Annotated in this window: 14 protein-coding genes; 7 read left to right on the forward strand and 7 right to left on the reverse strand. The window is 57.8% G+C overall.

Features of this window, described 5'->3' with window-relative positions; genetic code table 11:
• Positions 1 to 2: 2 nt before the first annotated feature.
• From dnaA to mutM, 4 genes are all read right to left on the reverse strand, one after another.
• Complete coding sequence (dnaA, locus tag ACXAET_RS11875; RefSeq protein WP_475185078.1) at positions 3 to 1400, reverse strand: chromosomal replication initiator protein DnaA; 1398 nt, start codon at positions 1398 to 1400, stop codon at positions 3 to 5.
• Positions 1401 to 1959: 559 nt separating this feature from the next.
• Entirely contained in the window at positions 1960 to 2223 is a 264-nt protein-coding gene (rpsT, locus tag ACXAET_RS11880) for a 30S ribosomal protein S20 (protein ID WP_068338617.1), read from the reverse strand.
• 226 nt (positions 2224 to 2449) lie between these two features.
• Positions 2450 to 3226, reverse strand: coding sequence for an enoyl-CoA hydratase (locus ACXAET_RS11885; protein ID WP_224892052.1), 777 nt, complete (start codon positions 3224 to 3226; stop codon positions 2450 to 2452).
• Between the two features lie 66 nt (positions 3227 to 3292).
• Positions 3293 to 4144 carry a bifunctional DNA-formamidopyrimidine glycosylase/DNA-(apurinic or apyrimidinic site) lyase gene (mutM, locus tag ACXAET_RS11890; protein WP_475185082.1) on the reverse strand — a complete coding sequence of 284 codons (852 nt, stop codon included), beginning with the start codon at positions 4142 to 4144 and terminating at the stop codon, positions 3293 to 3295.
• 86 nt (positions 4145 to 4230) lie between these two features.
• On the opposite strand from mutM, the gene ubiE reads away from it, so the two are divergent.
• Positions 4231 to 4983 (forward strand): bifunctional demethylmenaquinone methyltransferase/2-methoxy-6-polyprenyl-1,4-benzoquinol methylase UbiE, encoded by a 753-nt coding sequence (ubiE, locus tag ACXAET_RS11895; protein WP_475185084.1) that lies wholly within the window; start codon positions 4231 to 4233, stop codon positions 4981 to 4983.
• A gap of 3 nt (positions 4984 to 4986) precedes the next feature.
• Positions 4987 to 6516: a 2-polyprenylphenol 6-hydroxylase gene (gene ubiB, locus ACXAET_RS11900; protein WP_475185086.1), complete on the forward strand. Its 1530-nt coding sequence runs from the start codon at positions 4987 to 4989 to the stop codon at positions 6514 to 6516.
• 87 nt (positions 6517 to 6603) lie between these two features.
• Here the strand turns inward: ubiB and ACXAET_RS11905 are convergent, their stop codons facing one another.
• Complete coding sequence (locus tag ACXAET_RS11905) at positions 6604 to 7779, reverse strand: acetyl-CoA C-acyltransferase family protein (protein ID WP_475185088.1); 1176 nt, start codon at positions 7777 to 7779, stop codon at positions 6604 to 6606.
• 117 nt (positions 7780 to 7896) lie between these two features.
• Between ACXAET_RS11905 and ACXAET_RS11910 the strand changes: the two genes are divergently transcribed.
• From ACXAET_RS11910 to ACXAET_RS11930, 5 genes are all read left to right on the forward strand, one after another.
• Complete coding sequence (locus tag ACXAET_RS11910; RefSeq protein ID WP_068338600.1) at positions 7897 to 8460, forward strand: helix-turn-helix domain-containing protein; 564 nt, start codon at positions 7897 to 7899, stop codon at positions 8458 to 8460.
• Between the two features lie 109 nt (positions 8461 to 8569).
• Positions 8570 to 9754, forward strand: a complete 1185-nt coding sequence (locus ACXAET_RS11915; protein WP_475185090.1) for a glycine C-acetyltransferase — start codon at positions 8570 to 8572, stop codon at positions 9752 to 9754.
• A gap of 14 nt (positions 9755 to 9768) precedes the next feature.
• On the forward strand, positions 9769 to 10797 hold the full coding sequence (tdh, locus tag ACXAET_RS11920; RefSeq protein WP_475187198.1) for an L-threonine 3-dehydrogenase: 1029 nt from the start codon (positions 9769 to 9771) through the stop codon (positions 10795 to 10797).
• Positions 10798 to 10859: 62 nt separating this feature from the next.
• Positions 10860 to 11741 (forward strand): tryptophan 2,3-dioxygenase, encoded by an 882-nt coding sequence (locus ACXAET_RS11925; RefSeq protein ID WP_475185093.1) that lies wholly within the window; start codon positions 10860 to 10862, stop codon positions 11739 to 11741.
• Positions 11742 to 11744: 3 nt separating this feature from the next.
• Entirely contained in the window at positions 11745 to 12572 is an 828-nt protein-coding gene (locus ACXAET_RS11930; RefSeq protein WP_475185095.1) for an alpha/beta hydrolase, read from the forward strand.
• Between the two features lie 60 nt (positions 12573 to 12632).
• Here the strand turns inward: ACXAET_RS11930 and infB are convergent, their stop codons facing one another.
• Together infB and ACXAET_RS11940 are read right to left on the reverse strand one after the other, a co-directional pair.
• Positions 12633 to 15107 carry a translation initiation factor IF-2 gene (gene infB / locus ACXAET_RS11935; protein ID WP_475185097.1) on the reverse strand — a complete coding sequence of 825 codons (2475 nt, stop codon included), beginning with the start codon at positions 15105 to 15107 and terminating at the stop codon, positions 12633 to 12635.
• An 8-nt stretch (positions 15108 to 15115) separates the two neighbouring features.
• A complete protein-coding gene (locus ACXAET_RS11940) occupies positions 15116 to 15739 on the reverse strand; it encodes an RNA-binding protein (RefSeq protein ID WP_475185101.1) in 624 nt (207 codons plus the stop codon).
• Between the last annotated feature and the right edge of the window lie 16 nt (positions 15740 to 15755).

Here is a 15755-nt window from a genome sequence, read left to right on the forward strand (position 1 = left end):
CCTCAGGCTTCCAGCGCGCGACGGAGCATTTCCACGTCTTCGGCGATCTGGCCATCGGTGACTTTCAGCTCTTCAATGCGTTTGACGCCGTGCATGACGGTTGTGTGATCGCGTCCGCCAAAGCGACGGCCGATCTCGGGCAGGGACCGGCTCGTCAACTGCTTGCACAGATACATCGCCACCTGACGCGGGCGCGCGTACGACCGCAGGCGTTTCGGCCCGATAATATCGGACAGGCGGATGTTGTAGTAGTCCGACACTTTGCGCTGAATCTCTTCAACCGTGATTTTACGCTCCGAGGCACGCAGCACATCCGCCAGACAATCCTGCGTCAATTCCATATCGATCTCGCGCCCCACAAGCGAGGCAAAAGCGAACAGCCGGGTCAGCGCACCTTCCAGCACACGAACATTGGTCGAAATACGATGCGCAAGAAATTCCAGCACACCATCGGCAATGGTCAGGTCAGGATAGGTGCTGCTGTATTGCTGCACCTTGTTTTGCAGAATGCCCAGGCGCAGTTCGTAATCCGTAGGGTGAAGGTCAACGACAAGACCACATTGCAGACGCGATTTTACACGCTCTTCCAGATCCTTGATCTCACCCGGAGCGCGGTCAGCCGAGATGATGATCTGCTTGTTCTGATCCACCAGAGCATTAAAGGTGTGGAAGAACTCTTCCTGGGTCGAATCCTTGCCGGCGATGAATTGCACATCATCGACCATAAGTACGTCGACCGAACGGAACAGATGTTTGAAATCCATCATCCGGCGTTCGCGCAGGGCCTGCACAAAACGGTACATGAACTGCTCTGCCGACAGGTAGAGGACATTCAACTCGGGGTGTTTGTTCTTCAGTTCCCACGCGATGGCGTGCATCAGGTGCGTTTTACCAAGACCGACACCGCCATAAAGAACCAATGGGTTAAATGTAACAGGGCCACCTTCTGAAACACGGCGCGCGGCTGCATGCGCAAGTTCGTTGGGTTTGCCCACCACGAAACTATCAAATGTGAAACGGGCGTCCAGCGGCGCGGCCTGAAGCGATTCCAACGCATCCTGCGCAGGCTCGGCCTGCTGCGACAGGGGTTGGCTCTGCGGCGTTTTCCGGACGTCAGCAGAGTCGCCCTCGTGTTCGTTGGACGGCCGCACCGGTGAGTTTGCCGCCACACGAAACGCGAGGCGCTGAACCGATTCCCCCGCAGTGTTCATTTCATACAGAATCAAGTCCGCGAAATTCTGACTGACGTAATTGCCCATGAAGTTTGTCGGTACCGAGAAAGTCGCAACACCATCCTCAAGCTCTTGAAATTCAAGAGGTTCAATCCAGGTGGTATAGTTGTTCTTTCCGATCGCCTTGAGCAGCTTGCTACGCAGTTGTCCCCATTTCTCTTGTGTCATTACGCGCCTCACGCATCCCATTCTTTATTGGCCTGTCGGCCTTATTTCTAAATCCCGGGTACCCGGTTCTTTAGCTGCCACTCGCAATAGGGATACCCTTCGCCAAAACACATGGATTTGGCGGGTTTGCCCCTTGATCCCTGCAAGGCCTGGTACACAGGCACCCAATAAAACCGGGTCGCCCCCTGACAAGGGTGCGCATAGCAATCAATTTTGTCGACAGGGCTCAAGTCTTTGGAAATCCCAAGACCATTAGCAGATCGGCAAAACGATCTTGATCGTTAGCCGATAATTGCTTCACGACCATCCTGATGCCCGTCAGTATGATCAGTGAAACAGCCTGTCCCCCCAAGCGAGTGAGTCGCTGTAACAGTGGTAACAACAGGTCGCGGTGCGCGGCAACGAAACTCTGATATTGACTCGAAAGTTTGGCTTAACGAATCTCTCGGCTTGGTGAAGACGCGACTTTCCGGCAACAGCAGCGAAAAGGCGCCACGCGAAGTGACGCCTTTTATAGAAGTATAGCCTTGTTTTGTTGACCTAGGGTCAACCTAAGACTTCAGCCGAGCGCTTTGACGCGGGCAGACAGGCGCGACATTTTTCGCGACGCGGTGTTCTTGTGGAACACGCCTTTGGTGACGCCTCGCATCAGTTCGGGCTGGGCTGCGCGCAGGGCTGCGGTTGCGGCCTCTTTGTCGCCGGATGCAATCGCTTCTTCGACCTTGCGCAAGTAGGTGCGGATGCGCGACCGGCGTGCTTTGTTGATTGCAAAACGCTTCTCGTTCTGACGAGCGCGCTTTTTGGCCTGAGGTGAGTTTGCCATGTGTTTCTGACCTTCGTTCGGTACGGTTATCTAGGGTTGCGCGCCACGGAATATCCGCACCGGATCAGAAATCACGAGTGTGAGTCGGGCCAAGCGGGCCGCACGCGCATGTATAGCGGCGCTAACTACTCAAGTTTTCTGGCTTTGCCAAGCCGATTCTTCTTTTGCGAATAGCAGCCAAGAAAAAAGGCGGGTCAGACCCGCCTTGGATTAATCCGTTGCGCGTTTACTTATCGCGGAACTGTGCCGCGCGTTTTTCCAGGAACGCGGCCATGCCTTCTTTCTGATCTTCTGTCGCGAACATCGAATGGAAAACACGGCGTTCAAACAGCAGACCTTCGCTTAGCGTCACTTCGTAGCTGCGGTTCACGGCCTCTTTCGCGGCCATGGTGCTTAGCTGCGATTTCTCCGCGATTTTCTGCGCGGCGCCGATAGCCTCTTCCATCAGCTTTTTTGCAGGAACGACACGGCTGACAAGTCCGGCGCGTTCGGCTTCTTCGGCATCCATGAAACGGCCGGTCAGGTTCATGTCCATCGATTTGGATTTGCCGACAAAGCGCGTCAGGCGTTGCGATCCGCCCAGCCCGGCAATAACGCCCAGATTGATCTCGGGCTGCCCGAACTTGGCGGTATCGGCCGCGATGATAAAGTCACACAGCATGGCCAACTCGCACCCGCCACCCAGGGCATACCCTGCTACTGCAGCAATAATCGGCTTGCGGATCGCGGACACACGGTCATTGGCGTCAGCAAACAAATTGATGTTGAAAACATCAACAAAGCTCATTTCGGACATCTCTTTGATGTCCGCACCGGCGGCAAATGCCTTTTCCGAGCCAGTGATTACGATGCAGCGCACCTTGTCGTTCTTGTCGGCGTCTTCAAGCGCATCGCACAACTCAGCCAATAGCTGGGTGTTCAGCGCATTCAGCGCGTCTGGGCGGTTGAGCTTGATAAGGGCGACGTGGTCTTCGATTTCGACGATGATCGTCTCAAAAGCCATGAGATGTAAGCTTCCGGTTGTTCTGTTCAGATACAATTCCTTATCACGCGATTTCGCTGGATCAAGCTATCTTTGGCATTGCGCGCAATAGAAGGATGAGCGACCGGACTGGGTGATTCTTCTGATTACCGCATCGCAACCGTCGGTTCGGCACGGCTGGCCTTCGCGCCCGTAGACGTCAAAGCGGTGTTGAAAATATCCAAGCTCTCCATCAGCTTGACGGAAATCACGCAGGGATGAGCCCCCCGCCTCGATGGCGTCCTGCAAGACCTGACGGATGATCGGAACCAGCGATGCCACGCGGGCTGCAGAAATCTGACCAGCTTTGCGACGTGGCGACACACCGGCGCGATAAAGCGCCTCGCAAACGTAGATATTGCCCAATCCGGCAACGATTCCCTGATCCAGCAGTGCAGATTTGACCGGAGCGTTCTTTCCCTTGAACGACTCGATCAGGTGTTGTTCGTGAAAATCATTGCCCAATGGCTCGGGTCCCAGAACCGACAGCAGTTTGTGTTCGTCGGAAGTGGCCGTCGGCAGCAGGTCCATCGCTCCGAACCGGCGCGGATCATTAAAGGTCACGCGGGCGCCATTGGCCATGTGAAACACGACGTGATCATGCTTTTGCGCCATCGGATGTTTCAAAGCAAACTGCCCAAGCGGGTCGCCCGATACCGTCATTCTTCCAGACATGCCCAAATGTATCAGCAGGGTTTCACCGCTGCTGAGATCCGCGAGAATGTACTTGGACCGCCGCCGCAAGCGGTCTACGCGCTGCCCGGTCAGCCGCTCGGCCATCCGGTGCGGGAAAGGCCAGCGCAGGTCTGGGCGATTCACATCCGCGCGTTCGATCACCACACCCTCCATTGCAGGGCTCAGGCCGCGTCTTACTGTCTCGACCTCGGGCAATTCGGGCATTAGATGGCTCCTAATCCAAAGGGCCGCATTGTGCCCGGTTCGTATGGCCCTATAACAGAGGCGAAATTCGACAAACGGCAAGGCAAATGTCCGACAACAGCGACAAGACCACTCATTTCGGGTTCGAAACCGTGCGTGAGGCTGAAAAAGCCGGGCGCGTACAGGGCGTTTTCAACTCGGTCGCCTCGAAATACGACGTGATGAACGATGTCATGTCGATGGGCATTCATCGCGTCTGGAAAGACGCGATGATGGATTGGCTGGCTCCGCGCCCCGGTCAACGGCTTTTGGATGTGGCGGGTGGCACTGGCGATATCTCGTTCCGCTTCCTGAAACGTGCGGGATATGGGCATGCAACAGTGCTGGACCTGACCGAACCGATGCTGGTCGAAGGCCGACAGCGCGCCGAGGCGGATCAGATGGCCGACAGCCTGAACTGGGTGGTTGGCGATGCCATGGCGTTGCCGTTTGATGACAACAGCTTTGACGTCTACACGATCTCTTTCGGCATTCGGAATGTAACCCGCCCGCAAGAGGCGCTGAACGAAGCGTTCCGTGTTCTTAAACCCGGTGGTCGCCTGATGGTGCTCGAGTTCAGCCAGTTGCCGAATGACGGGCTGCAAAAGCTCTATGATCTTTACAGTTTCAACGTCATCCCCCGGATGGGCAAGCTGATCGCCAATGACTACGACAGTTATCAATATCTTGTTGAGTCGATCCGCAAGTTCCCGGATCAGGAGACGTTTCTGGATATGGTCCGCACCGCTGGTTTCGAAAACGCCAAATACCGCAACCTCAGCATGGGTATCGCCGCGCTGCATTCCGCCTGGAAGATCTGACGCATGCGCGGCCCCCACAACATTATCCGCCTGATCCGGACAGGCGCCACGTTAGAGCGCACAGGCGCGATGAATGTGGTTCTGGATGCTTTCGAAGCCCCGCGCGCCTTGCGCATTGTGGCGCATGCACTGGGCAAACCCTTTCAATTTCTGGGCTACAAAGGCGATCCGAAAATGCCGCCCGCCACGCGGGCGCTGACCGCACTTGGCCCGGCATACATCAAATTCGGCCAGATTCTTTCGACCCGCCCCGACGTAGTTGGTGCGGAACTGGCAGCGCAATTGCGCGTTTTGCAGGACAAACTGCCGCCCTTTTCGCGCGCCGAAGCCATGGCCGAGGTGCAAAAGGAACTTGGCCAGCCTGTCGAAAGTATGTTTGAAGAATTCAGCGACCCAATCGCGGCGGCCTCGATTGCGCAGGTCCATAAGGCGCGGCTGGTCAGCACCGGGGAATATGTCGCCGTCAAAGTGCTGCGCCCCGGGATCGAGCGCGCTTTTAAAAAAGATGTCGACGCCTATTACCTGGCTGCCCGGATCATCGAGCTTTTTGCGCCCGGTGCCCGCCGTTTGCGCCCCATGGACGTGATCGAGCATTTTGATGGCGTGGTGCGGGGCGAGCTTGACCTTCGCCTGGAAAGCGCTGCCGCTTCGGAATATGCCGCCAACACCAAGGACGATGCCGGGTTCTGGCTTCCGCCGATCGTGTGGTCGCTTTCGGCGCGACGGGTCATGACGCTGAGTTGGGCGGACGGCATTCCGCTGGGTGACAACGCCGCGCTGGACGCCGCAGGTCACAATCGCCGCGATCTTGCTGAACGCGTCCTGCGTCTGTTCCTGCTGCACGCGCTGCGTGATGGCTTTTTCCATGCAGACATGCACCAGGGCAATCTGAAGGTCGCCGCGAATGGCGACATCATCGCTTATGACTATGGCATCATGGGCCATATCGATGAATATACGCGTCGGGTCTATGCCGAGATATTGTTTGGCTTTATCCGCCGCGACTATAAGCGTGTGGCCGAGGTGCATTTTGAGGCCGGATACGTCCCCGCAAATCAGGATGTCGACGAATTTGCCCGTGCCCTGCGCGCGGTGGGCGAGCCGATCTTTGGCATGGATGCCTCTCATATCTCGATGGGACGCCTGCTGAACTACCTGTTCGAGGTGACTGAGCGCTTTGGCATGGAAACCCGGACCGAGTTGATCCTGCTACAACGCACAATGGTTGTGGTCGAAGGTGTCGCGCGTTCGTTGGATCCACGCATGAACATCTGGGAGGTCGCCCGTCCGGTGGTCGAGGATTACATCAAGCAATCCATCGGCCCCCGCGCGGCACTGAAGGACTTGGGTAAAACCGCAAGGGTTCTTGCCCGGTTCGGCCCGCGCCTGCCCGGTCTGGTCGAAAACGCCCTGATCGCGCAGACACAAAACGATCAACCCCAGAAGTCTGCCTTCTGGTCCACCGTGTTTCCAGCCGCTGTCGGTGCTGCGGCGGGTGCAGCACTGGTCCTATTGCTGAACGCGCTCAGCTAAGATCAACCAAGCTTGCAGTGACTTTGGGCGCGGCGCAATCGTTGCGCGAAAAAAGGGGGCCAAACGGCCCCCTTGATCAGTATCTGATCAGAGCCGCTCAATCGCGATGGCAATGCCCTGACCGCCGCCAATACACATGGTCACCAAGCCCTTGGATCCACCTGTACGCTCCAGTTCGTAAAGGGCCTTCAGCGTGATGATCGCCCCAGTTGCGCCCACAGGGTGACCCAAGGCAATCGCACCACCATTGGGGTTCACCTTGGCTGCATCCAACCCAAGCTCCTGGTTCACCGCCAGGGCCTGTGCTGCAAAAGCTTCGTTGCTTTCAATCACATCAAAATCGCTTACCGACAATCCAGTTCTGTCCATCAGGTTCCGCACGGCCGGAACCGGGCCGATGCCCATCACTTCGGGGCGCACGCCAGCATGCGCATATCCCAGAATACGCGCCTTGGCTTTCAGTCCTGCCTTTTCGGCGGCTTCCGCAGTTGCAAGAACCATCGCGGCAGCACCGTCGTTGATGCCCGATGCGTTCCCGGCAGTGACGCGGCCGTCTTTTTTAAAGACCGGACGCAAGCCGGCGAGCGCTTCGACCGTGGTAGCCTTGGGGTGTTCATCGACCTTGAAGTCGACCATGTCGCGTTTGACCTTTACCTGAACAGGTGTGATCTGGCTGTCGAAATATCCGGCGTCGATTGCCGCTGCCGCGCGGGTTTGGCTGGTCAGGGCGAACTCATCCATCTGCTCGCGGTTGATTTGATGTTCGTCCGCAACGTTTTCAGCTGTAACACCCATATGACCGGTGCCAAACGGACAGCTCAGCGCGCCCAGCATCATGTCGAGCGAGGTGACATCGCCCATTTTCGCCCCCCACCGTGCCTGTGGCATGATATACGGGCTGCGCGACATGCTTTCCGCACCACCGGCAACGGCAAATTCCGCGTCCCCAAGCATCAGGGCCTGTGTCGCCGAGACAATCGCCTGTGCGCCCGACCCACATAGCCGGTTCACGTTCATCGCAGGGGTACCGTTGGGAATGCCCGCCTGCATTGCAGCAACGCGGGATAGATACATATCGCGCGGTTCGGTGTTGATCACATGTCCGAACACGACGTGTCCGATCTGGGCACCTTCGACGCCCGAACGCTCCAGCGCGGCTTCGGTCGCAACCGTCGCCAGGTCGATGGGAGCGGTCGAGGACAACGCCCCGCCAAAGGTTCCAATCGCGGTGCGGGCACCATCTAGAATTACGATGTCTTTCATGGATCACTCCTTGTCGATTCGGCGGGATTATGCACTTGCAGCATTGGGCTGTCGCGCAAAACGTGTCGTAACACACAGAATTGACATTCACCCGCTTAAGACGCAAGAAATTCCGTCATGACGGACAATACCGACGATATCCTGACACGCCTTCCTGCCCGCCTGAAAGAGGCACGCCGGTCAAAAGGCCTGTCGCTTGAGGCCGTAGCAAACCTGAGCGGGGTGTCCCGCTCGATGGTCAGCCAAATCGAACGCGGCGAAAGCAGCCCGACCATTTCGACCCTGTGGAACCTGACTCGTGCCTTGCAGGTGGATTTCGCGGGCCTGCTGGACGAGGCCAACACCACCGATCAGGTCGAAGTGCTGCGCAACGCCGAAGTGCCCAGCATCGACAACATGGGTCGGAATTGCCGAATACGTATCCTCTCTCCACCCGAAGAGGCCGGTGGGCATGAGGTTTACGATATCCAATTTGACGCGGATGGTGCCTTGTTAAGCCAACCTCATGCGCGCGGCGCAAGGGAACAACTGACAGTTCTGGAGGGTTCGGTTCGTGTGTCCTCTGGCAGCGCGTCCCGCGACCTTCAAAGGGGCGATACGGCGCGGTATGCTGCGGATGTGACGCATTCGATTGTCGCCGAGGGGCCGGCCCGGGTGTTCCTGATTGTAAAAAACGCCTGACAGCCGTCACATTCCGTTTTAGTGGATTTTTTTCCCTTATACTGAATTCCCCCATTTGGGAATTAAATCCGTTATGTTAGACATGCGACTCATATAGACGGAGACCGCCATGGCAGATGCATTCTTGTCCCACATCACGGACACACTCGCACAGATCGAATCCGAGGGGCTTTACAAACGCGAGCGGATGATCTCTTCGCCGCAAAGCGGTGAAATTACGGTGGGTGAGAAAAATGTGATCAACCTGTGCGCCAATAACTACCTTGGTCTGGCCGATCACCCCGCCCTTATCGACGCCGCGAAGGGCGCGATGGAACCCAGAGGATTCGGCATGGCCTCGGTCAGGTTTATCTGCGGCACGCAGGACATCCACCGCGAGTTGGAGCAAAAGCTGGCGCAGTTCCTGAAACAGGACGATGCGATCCTGTTTGCCGCTTGTTTCGATGCAAACGGCGGGCTCTTTGAACCTTTGTTAGGGCCTGAAGATGCCATCGTGTCGGACAGTCTGAATCATGCCTCGATCATAGATGGGGTGCGGTTGTGCAAGGCCAAACGCTATCGTTATCAGAACAACGACATGAATGATCTTGAAGCGTCGTTGAAACAGGCGCGCGAGGACGGGGCGCGGCATATCATGATCGCCACCGATGGCGTGTTTTCGATGGACGGATACCTGGCTAACCTGCCGAAGATCCGTGCGTTGGCCGACATATATGACGCCATCGTCATGGTCGACGACTGCCACGCCACCGGCTTCATGGGACCAAACGGCGCTGGCACACCGGATCACTTCGGCGTAAAAGTGGACATTCTGACAGGAACCTTGGGCAAGGCGCTTGGGGGGGCTATTGGCGGCTATATCGCCGGACCGCAACCAGTGATCGACCTGCTGCGACAGCGGGCGCGGCCCTATCTATTCTCAAACTCCCTGCCGCCTGCCATCGTTGCCGCGGGTTTAGAAGCCATCCGACTGGTCGAAGAAGGTGAAATGCTGCGCGCCCAATTGTTCGGCAATGCCAAGTACTGGCGCGCGGGGCTGGAAAAGCTGGGCTTTGACCTGCTGCCCGGCGAACATCCGATCATCCCGGTCATGCTGGGTGAGGCGACACTGGCGCAAGAGATGGCCGCCAGGTTGTTTGATGAAGGGGTCTATGTCTCGGGCTTCTTCTTCCCCGTCGTTCCGCGGGGTCAGGCGCGGATCAGAACCCAGATGAATGCGGCTCTGACAAAGGACGAATTGGACCGGGCACTTGTCGCGTTCGGCAAGGTCGGCAAGGACTTGCGAGTGATCTGATGCGACCCAACACAATGAAAGCCTTGGAAAAGACCAAGCCCGAAGAAGGCCTTTGGATGGTGCAAACCCCAGTGCCTGAGATCGGCCCGGACGAGGTTCTGATCCGCATCAACAAGACAGGCATCTGCGGGACCGACATTCACATTTGGAATTGGGATGAATGGGCCGCGGCCACCGTACCCATCCCGATGATTACCGGCCACGAATTCGCCGGTGAGATCGTCGAAATGGGCCGCAACGTAACCGGGCTTGAGATCGGTCAACGCTGCTCGGGCGAGGGGCACCTGATCGGTAAAGACAGCCGCCAGAGCCGTTCGGGCAAATTTCACCTTGATCCCGGAACGCGGGGTATTGGGGTGAACGAACAGGGCGCGTTTGCGCAATATCTGAAACTGCCTGCTTTCAACGTTGTGCCCTTGCCGGACGACATACCGGATGAAATAGGCGCAATCCTCGACCCGCTTGGCAATGCTGTTCACACCGCGCTCAGCTTTGATTTACTTGGCGAGGATGTCCTGATCACCGGCGCGGGCCCTATCGGTATCATGGCCGCCGCCGTTGCGCGCCACGCCGGTGCGCGACATGTGGTGATCACCGATATCAACCCCGATCGCCTGAAACTGGCTGAACACGTGGTGCCCACTGTGCGCGCCGTTGACGTGTCCAAAGAAGACCTGAAGGACGTCATCGCTGAACTGGGTATGAAACAAGGGTTCGATGTCGGGCTTGAGATGTCGGGCGCGCAGGTCGCGCTGGACCAGATGGTCGAGGCGATGGTCATGGGCGGAAAGATCGCTCTGCTGGGAATACCGCCCGGAAAATCGCCGGTGGACTGGTCCCGTATCGTGTTCAAGGCAATCACGATCAAGGGCGTCTATGGCCGTGAAATGTTTGAGACTTGGTACAAGATGATTGCCATGTTGCAAAATGGTCTGGACGTCAGCCGGGTCATTACCCACCAGATGAAGGTCGACGATTTTGCCGAAGGTTTTGCCGCGATGAAATCGGGCCGGTCGGGCAAGGTGGTTTTGGACTGGACCTAAGCCTCTGGCGCTGTGCAGAATCAGACCCTAAACATGGGTGACACAGCCGTTTGGAGGGCCACATGAGCGACAAGGATGACCGTTTTCTTGAACGCGGGATCGAGGATACTCTGGTCACTGATTTCACTGAGACCCATCGCAAGAGTTACGGCGATTTCCTGCAACTCAAGACGCTGCTGAACCTTCAAAAAACCTTTCAGGACCCCGCACAGCCAGATGAGATGCTGTTCATCATCATCCACCAGGTCAGCGAGCTCTGGTTGAAGCTGATGCATCATCAATTGGTCGAGGTGCGCAGGTTCCTGCAACAGGACGATTTTGGTCCCGCGATGAAGAATCTCGACCGGGTCAAGGCGATACAGCGGCAGCTGATCGCGGCGTGGGAAACACTATTGACCATGACGCCCGCAGACTACATGACCTTTCGGCACGCCTTGGGGAATTCATCCGGTTTTCAAAGCTATGGCTATCGTCAGATCGAATTCATTCTGGGCAATAAGGACCCGTCGACCCTGAAAGTTCACAAGCATGACGCCGAGGTTATGAGGTTGCTGAACGACGCCTTGACCAAACCGTCGCTTTACGACGAGGTGCTGTTCATGTTGGCCCGCCAAGGGTTTGACGTACCCAGGGACGTTCTGGAACGCGATTATGCGCAACCCTATTCCGGCGATCCGCGCGTTGTGAAAATATGGGTGCAGGTGTTCCGCGATACGAAGCAGTATTGGGACCTGTATGCGCTTGCCGAAAAACTGATGGATGTGGAATCCCTATTCCAACGATGGCGGTTCGATCACGTGACAGCGGTCGAGCGCGTGATCGGCAATCAACCCGGCACGGGCGGGTCCAGCGGCGTTTCGTTCCTGCGTAAGGCCTTGGATTTGCGCTTTTTCCATGATCTCTACGACATGCGCACCGAACTGATGTACACCAAGCAGGAGTAAGTAATGCTGTACCGCGGGTTCTCTCAGGAAGAACTGGATCAGGAATATTCACCCCGTTCGATGATCGGTGGGGACCTGACGCCATATCTGGACAGTTACGCCGCGCTCAGCGCCCGTCATCGTGCGCAGATGGAGGTGAAAGAGAACCTGGCCTATGGCGATACGCCAACGCAGGTTCTGGATTTCTTTCCAGCCAAAGGCACCGGCGCGCCGCTGCATGTCTTTATCCACGGCGGCTATTGGCAGGCGCTCAGCCAGCGTGAATCGGCCATGATGGCCCCGGCTCTGGTCGAAGCCGAACAGTCTTTTGCCACTCTGAATTACACGCTCGCCCCGGATGCACGGCTGGATCAGATGATTGCCGAGTGTCGCGATGCCCTTCTTTGGCTGGCCTCACACGCGGGTGCTTTGGGGTTTGATCCATCCAGAATCACACTGTCGGGGCACAGCGCTGGCGCGCAACTGGCGACCATGGTCATGGCAACCTCTGCCGATGCGCTCGCCCGGGCCGGTTTGCGTGTGCGCGATGTGATTCTGATCAGCGGTGTTTATGATCTTGAGCCGATCAGCCTGACCCCGATCAACGACCCGCTACAACTGACCCCGGTCGAGGTGCATGACCTGTCCCCCATCCTGCACCTGCCCGCCCCCGGTCCGCGCTATCACGTAACAGTGGCCGAACGGGACACCCCCGAATTCATCCGTCAAAGTCGTGACTATGCCGAACTGTTAAGGAAGGGTGGCCATTCGGTCAGTTTCGATCTGAAAAAAGGGATGCAGCATTTCGATATCATCATGCATCCCGAAACGTTTTTGCCCGCAGGACACTAGCACCAAAGAAAAACAGCGGCTCGATTGAGCCGCTGTTTTCTGTTTCTTTGTAAATTCGGATCAGTCCAGCGTACGGGTGACTTCTTCGCGCTCGAAGATTTCGATCACGTCACCTGCGCGGATATCGTCGTAATTTTCGAATGCCATACCGCATTCCTGACCTGACTGAACCTCAGTCACTTCGTCCTTGAAGCGCTTGAGTGTCTTCAGAGTGCCTTCGTGGATCACCACGTTGTCGCGCAGCAGGCGGACGCCAGCCGAGCGGCGGGCAACGCCTTCGGTGACCAGACAGCCAGCAACCTTGCCGACGCCGGTAACTTTGAAGACTTCGCGAATCTCGGCGTAACCGATGAACTTTTCGCGGATCTCGGCGCTCAGCAGGCCAGAAGCGGCTGCTTTCACGTCATCCACGAGGTCATAGATAACCGAGTAATACCGGATTTCCACGCCCTTCTGGTTCGCGGTGTTCCGCGCCGATGCGTTGGCACGGACGTTGAACCCGAAGATCGGCGCGCCGGAGGCTTCGGCCAGGCCGACATCCGTCTCGGTGATCGCACCAACACCCGAGTGCAGGACACGTACACGCACTTCGTCGTTGCCGATCTTTTCCATCGCCTGAACGATGGCTTCGGCCGAACCTTGTACGTCCGCTTTCATCAGAATCGGCAGCTCGGTGACGTTTTCGTCTTCCTTGGCCTTCTGCATCAGCTGCTCAAGCGTGGTCGCGGCCCCGGCTGCGGCGCGCTTGTCCTTGGCGGCTTGCTCACGGTAGGCGGCGATTTCACGGGCCTGTGCCTCGGTTTCGGTGACGTTCAGAACGTCACCCGCTTCGGGCGTACCGTTCAGACCCAGAACCTCGACTGGAACCGAGGGGCCAGCTTCGTTGACGCGTTCACCCTTGTCGTTGATCAGCGCACGAACCTTACCGTATTGCTCACCCACAACGAAGATGTCGCCCTGATGCAGCGTGCCGTTCTGAACCAGAACGGTGGCCACGGGACCACGGCCCACATCCAACTGCGCCTCGATCACTGCGCCTTGGGCGGCGCGATCGGGGTTGGCTTTAAGTTCCAGAATCTCGGCCTGCAGCGCAATGGCTTCCAGCAGCTCATCCAGACCCTGACCGGTTATGGCGGACACTTCGACGTCCTGAACCTCACCCGACATTTTCTCGACGATCACTTCGTGCTGCAGCAGATCAGTGCGCACCTTGTCCGGGTTGGCATCGGGTTTGTCGACCTTGTTGATCGCCACGATCATGGGCACTTCGGCCGCTTTAGCGTGGTTGATCGCCTCGATCGTCTGCGGCATCACCGCATCGTCCGCGGCCACAACAAGTACCACGATATCCGTGACCTGAGCCCCGCGCGACCGCATCGACGTAAAGGCCGCGTGGCCAGGGGTGTCCAGGAAAGTCAGCGTCGTACCACCATCGGTTTTCACCTGATAGGCACCGATATGCTGGGTAATACCTCCGGCCTCACCCGCCACAACACGTGCATCGCGGATCGCGTCCAACAACGAGGTCTTACCGTGGTCCACGTGACCCATGATGGTAATGACCGGCGGACGCGGCTGCAGATCTTTTTCGTCGTCTTCGATCTCTTTGATGACATCTTCGACATCTGAATCGGAAACGCGCGTCACCTTGTGACCGAATTCCTCGATGATCAGTTCGGCGGTATCGGCGTCGATGGTCTGGTTCTGCGTGACCATCATACCCATCTGCATCAGCGACTTGACCACGTCTGCCACACGCTCGGCCATACGGTTGGCCAGTTCCGAAACCATGATCGCCTCAGGCAACTGAACGTCACGGATCACCTTTTCCCGCTCAACCGGGCCGCCCATGGCTTTCTGGCGCGCACGCTCCTGCTTGCGCTTCATTGACGCCATCGAACGCTGGCGGTTCCCTTCGCCACCAGTGGCCTGACCCAGTGTCAGCTTACCGGAGCGACGGTTGTCATCGCGCCCTTTGCCGCGGCCACGCTGTTCACGTTCGCGGTCCTGTTTGCGCGGAGCCGCAGCAGGCGCGGGTTTGCTGGCTGGCGCGCGTGCGGCCTTGGGCTCTTCCGGAGCCGGGGCAGCAGCAGCGCGTTGGGCAGCTTCTTCCGCTTCCTTGCGCTTGCGCTCTTCATCTTCGGCCTTTTGGCGTGCGCGTTCTTCGGCCTCACGCTGTTCGCGTTCCTTGGCTTCCTGTTCCGCACGCCGACGGGCGCGTTCTTCTTCACGCGCTTTCTCTGCCGCTTCACGCTCGGCGGCTTCTTCAGCCTCGCGCGCTTTGGCAGCCTGCAACGCCTTCATCCGACGGGCCATCTCTGCGTCGGAAATCCCGGCAGGGCGGCGCGACGGATCACCCGAGGGCGTTGCTCCGCCGCCCGGCTTTCCAGCACCCGGCTTGGGGACCACCACGCGTTTGCGTTTGGTTTCCACCACGACATTCTTAGTGCGTCCGTGGCTGAAACTCTGTTTCACATTTCCGGGGCGTGCCCCGCCACGAAGACCCAATGTCTTTTTGCCGTCATTATCGCTCATAAAGCTTCTTACCCTTCCGCGCGGCCCCTGCCGCCGTCATCCGTTTCGCGCAAGCCACGCAGGCGCTGCGCTTCCTCTACAACACGTTTGGCGAGTCCACCAGAGGCCAAGGCCGCATGAATCACCGTTTGGCGCCCAAAAGCCTGTCCTAACTCGTCCGCCGTCAGCCAGCCGATGTATTTTCCGAAGTGCGGCGTGCTGAGTTTCGACTTTCCGCGCCCCGACCCATCAGCGGCCTGAATCAGTACCTGGGCCTCTTCCCGGTCCAGCCACGTCTTGACTTTTTCGTATCCGGCGACCGCATCGCCGGACTTGCGTGCCAGGCTCAACAACTCGATCACACGGCGTGAGACCTGCTTTTCGACCTCATCCACCAAGTCCTGAGGCACATTTACCTGAGACTTGAACCCGCGCGCGAACAGTTTTTTGCCCACCGCCTTGTCCAAGGCCGTTCGATCTGCCGACACATAGACCCCGCGCCCCGGCAACTTCGCCGCGACATCCGGATAGACCTGACCGTCCGGCCCCGTCACAAAGCGGATCAACCCGTATTTGGGTTGCACCTCGCCCGTGGCGATGCACTTACGCTCAGGTCCTCCGGACCGATCTTTATGGACGCCACCGCGACCCATGCGCCTACCCCGAGAC

The organism is Ruegeria sp. AWH4_226, assembly GCF_056159225.1.